The organism is Lonsdalea britannica (assembly GCF_002111595.1).
GTDB classification, from domain to species: Bacteria; Pseudomonadota; Gammaproteobacteria; order Enterobacterales; family Enterobacteriaceae; genus Lonsdalea; species Lonsdalea britannica.
Genome location: NZ_LUTN01000038.1, coordinates 1 through 3,458, shown reverse-complemented (window position 1 = coordinate 3,458; position 3,458 = coordinate 1). Strand labels below are relative to the sequence as shown.

Here is a 3,458-nt window from a genome sequence, read left to right as displayed (position 1 = left end):
CTCCGCGTTACCGGTGGGGACGCCGATCCCCTGGCCGTCGGCGACGGTGCCTGCGGGATGGCTCCAGTGCAACGGCGCGACGTTTACAGCCGCCCAATATCCCAAGCTGGCGCAGGCCTATCCGGGACTTAAATTACCGGATCTGCGCGGCGAATTTATTCGTGGTTGGGACAGTGGGCGTGGGGTTGATGGCGGGCGGGCATTACTCGCAGCACAAGGCGATGAACTCAAATCGCACAACCATGGTTTCATTAATGAATATGGAACAGCCACAGCACAGTTCATTGCTTTCACTGATCAAAACAATGAAGGCGTAGATGGCGGACTCAGAGAAGGGAGTCGAGCGTGGACTTACGTCTGGTTGGCAAGTACCGGAGGAAATGAAACAAGACCCCGCAACATCGCATTTAACTACATCGTGAGGGCCGCATAATGTCTAAAGCTGAATTGAATGATGACCTGATTGCCGTGGTGGCCGGAGACATTACCGTCTACCACTTTGATGAATTAACCGGTGAATATCATTTCCCGACCACGCAATATCTGCCGGTGGGCGTCGGCTTGCCCGCGCATTCCTGTTTCGATGCCCCTCCGGCTCCCAAAGACGGCTTTGCGATCCGCCGGACGGTCGACGGTTCGGCATGGGAATATCTCAGCGACCATCGCGGCGATACGGTTTACAACACGCAAACCCGGCAACCCGTGACGCTGACGACGCTGGGGGCGTATCCGGAAAATACAACGCCGCTGGCGCCCGCCACGGAATACGATATTTGGGACGGGACAAACTGGGTGTTGGACGTGGCAGCGAAGCAGACTGGCGAGATCGCGGAAGCTGAACAACGCCGACAAACGCTGCTGACCGAGGCAGATAACGTGACGTCGGACTGGCGGGTCGAGCTGATGCTCGGAGATATCAGCGATGATAATAAAACCAAACTGTCGGCGTGGATGGCCTACAAGGCCGCGGTCAACGCTGTCGATGTGTCAACGGCCCCTGACGTGAGCTGGCCTGCGCAACCGGCGGTGTAATCTCCGAATTTGTGTTTTACCACTGAGATCGGTCAGTCTGGAGACAGACTGACCTTTTACTTATTTGGAGATTGAGGTTTCCCTAAGGGAATATTAGGAAAGAGCATGTTCGTTGATTTTCATGACACGGGCAGGGAAACGCAAACTCCTGACGTGGCACGATCAACTTCATTGAGGGTCTCGTAGGACCAATAAAAAAGCGGGAAGGAAAACCTCCCGCTTTTTCGTCAGCGAAGCCGAACAGACGGCTTGGCACATCATTATCAACCCACGGCGTCGATATCGTGTACGGGATAAATCGTGGTAGAATCGGTATCCCGATAAAACAAACCGTCGGCTTCATTCAGGAACATACCAGCCTCGCAGAAGACGCCTTCTTCAATCGGCACCACACGGTAGCCCGGCAACGCAAACTGATCATCAGCCAAAATCACATTTTCCACACGGCGACTACTTTCAGGAAGCAACGCGACTCTTTTTGTCATTTTTACCACTCCACAATCAACATGCCGGGTTGGCCTTCGGCCCCTACACCATCGATGCCCGTAGAGCCACCACCGCCCCCCACGCCATAACCATAACCTTTAAAAGCTCTCACGCCTTCGGCACTTCCTCTAGCGCTTGAGCGGACCATTCCACCACCGCCGCCAAATGGGCCGGAGGCACCAGCGCCACCTGCACCTGAAGCAATAATAGAAGCGCCGGATTCAATAATTGAGGTTCCACCCACACCATCATTACCAAAGCTGCCGTTGGGATATCCGCCGCCGCCTCCACCACCAAATTGGTTATTACTGCCACCGCCGCCTCGGTCACCGCCGCCGCCGCCTGCCAGCGTCAAATAGTGGCCGAATGTTGTTGCGCCCCCGGTGGATCCAGGAGTGCCGTCGTTAGCAACTTGAGTTGAGCCCGCAGAGCCTGCAGCACCGATAGTGACAGCAATGACTTCGCCTGGCGTGACGTTCACAGCCTCTTTAATGATGGGTTGGCCAGCGCCACCACCACCACCGCCACCACCCCATTCGTAAGTCAGCGTTCGACACCCGCCGCCGCCGCCGCCGCCGCCGCCGCCACACCCAGACAGATAAACGGTGGATACCCCCTCCGGCACGACGAACTGTCCGCTGGTCAAAAATTTCTGCAATCCACGTGTCCGGGCAATCTCCTTCTGGACGTTCTCTCTAAATCCCAGATTCTCACGGAACTGTGCCTTATCAGCGATGTCTGCACCGTTTTGGTCAATGGCCATTTTGCCGGCGAGCGTCTTGCCTACCGACTCGGCATAGTTAGCATCAATGGCCGATTTTACGAATGCCGTGGTCGCGATTTGCGTGGTGCTTACCGCCGGTTCGGCGGTCGGTGCGGTAGGAATACCGCTCAGCGCTGGGCTATTGGATGGCGCTTTTTTCGCCAGTGAATTAGCGACCGTCGACGCAAAATTAGCATCATTACCCAACGCGATGGACAGTTCTTTCAGCGTATCCAGCGCCGCCGGGGATCCATCGACCAGCGCGGCCACAATACTTTTCACAAATGCCGTCGTCGCCAGTTGATCGCTGTTGCTGTCGCTCGCGGGCGTGGGTGCTTTCGGCGTGCCGCTGAAGGTCGGGTTCAGCTTTGGCGCGTACTGCGTGTGCGGGTCGGCTGCGGATTCGTGCTGCGAAAGACCGGCGCTGGTCGCGTCCAAATTATCTTTAAGGTAGCGGGTGCGATAGGCCAGCTCCTGCGCCTGACGGTTGGATATCCCGCCGGGGCCGCCCACCACCGGGTCCGAGGTTTCCAACTGGTATATACCGTCGGTCCACTCGGCTTTTTCTGTTAACTCTGCCATTAGATATCTCCGTGATTATTGTTCGTTGTTGTCTCTTCCGGACGATATTCCGCATCGCTATACACCGTCATTTCAACCCAGCAGGGGTATCCGTGTTCATCGGTACCCAGCGTTTTTCCCGCCTGAGCGACAGAAAATAGACGTAGCGTCGATTCATCCACATCAACCCCATCGTCTGGCCAAGTGCCTGCAGCGCTATAAGCTTGTTCCAAAATATAGGGATAAAACATACCGTTAGAAAATTTATACATACGTCCTCACATTCCAACAGCCCACCAGTTGATCGCGGTGGCTGCTGTGCCGTTATTTAAAAAAAACTGTGCGCTTGCGTGCGGTACTGGCGACGATTTACGTCGCAGAGTTGTGTTTGACGGATTGACATCATCGTAAATGCAGCCCATCACGCAAAACGCATAGCTAGGGAATGGGATATTAAAATTGACCGTTACCGGCGAGGCGGCCCCAGTTACGCTTTGCCCCCATTGAATAATCAGTCCACCAGGCAAAAGTCGCCATCCGTTGAAGTCATTCAAACCCGCAAAAGACGACATATCCGGGATCTGATTTTGACCGGTTCCCACCCCGCGTTTTGCCG

6 protein-coding genes are annotated in these 3,458 nt (G+C 55.3%); 2 read left to right on the top strand and 4 right to left on the bottom strand.

Translation table 11 applies throughout. The features are described 5' to 3' along the window. The coding region (locus tag AU509_RS17595; protein ID WP_139824080.1) for a phage tail protein at positions 1-433 on the top strand (433 nt) is incomplete at its 5' end. Then, positions 433-1,032: a tail fiber assembly protein gene (locus tag AU509_RS17590; RefSeq protein ID WP_094118920.1), complete on the top strand. Its 600-nt coding sequence runs from the start codon at positions 433-435 to the stop codon at positions 1,030-1,032. The genes AU509_RS17595 and AU509_RS17590, both read left to right, overlap by 1 nt. 263 nt (positions 1,033-1,295) lie before the next feature. On the opposite strand, the gene AU509_RS17585 is transcribed toward AU509_RS17590, so the two are convergent. The 4 genes from AU509_RS17585 to AU509_RS18215 form a co-directional block, all read right to left on the bottom strand. Next, entirely contained in the window at positions 1,296-1,517 is a 222-nt protein-coding gene (locus AU509_RS17585; RefSeq protein WP_094118919.1) for a hypothetical protein, read from the bottom strand. A 2-nt stretch (positions 1,518-1,519) separates the two neighbouring features. Beyond that, positions 1,520-2,863 (bottom strand): glycine-rich domain-containing protein, encoded by a 1,344-nt coding sequence (locus AU509_RS18220; RefSeq protein WP_094118918.1) that lies wholly within the window; start codon positions 2,861-2,863, stop codon positions 1,520-1,522. Further along, positions 2,863-3,114 (bottom strand): tail fiber assembly protein, encoded by a 252-nt coding sequence (locus AU509_RS17575; protein WP_094118917.1) that lies wholly within the window; start codon positions 3,112-3,114, stop codon positions 2,863-2,865. The genes AU509_RS18220 and AU509_RS17575 overlap by 1 nt, the downstream gene beginning before the upstream one ends. A 6-nt stretch (positions 3,115-3,120) precedes the next feature. Continuing rightward, positions 3,121-3,458, bottom strand: a 338-nt coding sequence (locus tag AU509_RS18215; RefSeq protein WP_457920375.1) for a gp53-like domain-containing protein, incomplete at its 5' end; no start/stop codon positions are given.

What these genes read in the sequence shown, in the direction of transcription:
- AU509_RS17585 (WP_094118919.1), bottom strand. Translation starts at nt 1,517, where the DNA reads ATGACAAAAAGAGTCGCGTTGCTTCCTGAAAGTAGTCGCCGTGTGGAA.
- AU509_RS17590 (WP_094118920.1), top strand. Translation starts at nt 433, where the DNA reads ATGTCTAAAGCTGAATTGAATGATGACCTGATTGCCGTGGTGGCCGGA.
- AU509_RS18220 (WP_094118918.1), bottom strand. Translation starts at nt 2,863, where the DNA reads ATGGCAGAGTTAACAGAAAAAGCCGAGTGGACCGACGGTATATACCAG.
- AU509_RS17575 (WP_094118917.1), bottom strand. Translation starts at nt 3,114, where the DNA reads ATGTATAAATTTTCTAACGGTATGTTTTATCCCTATATTTTGGAACAA.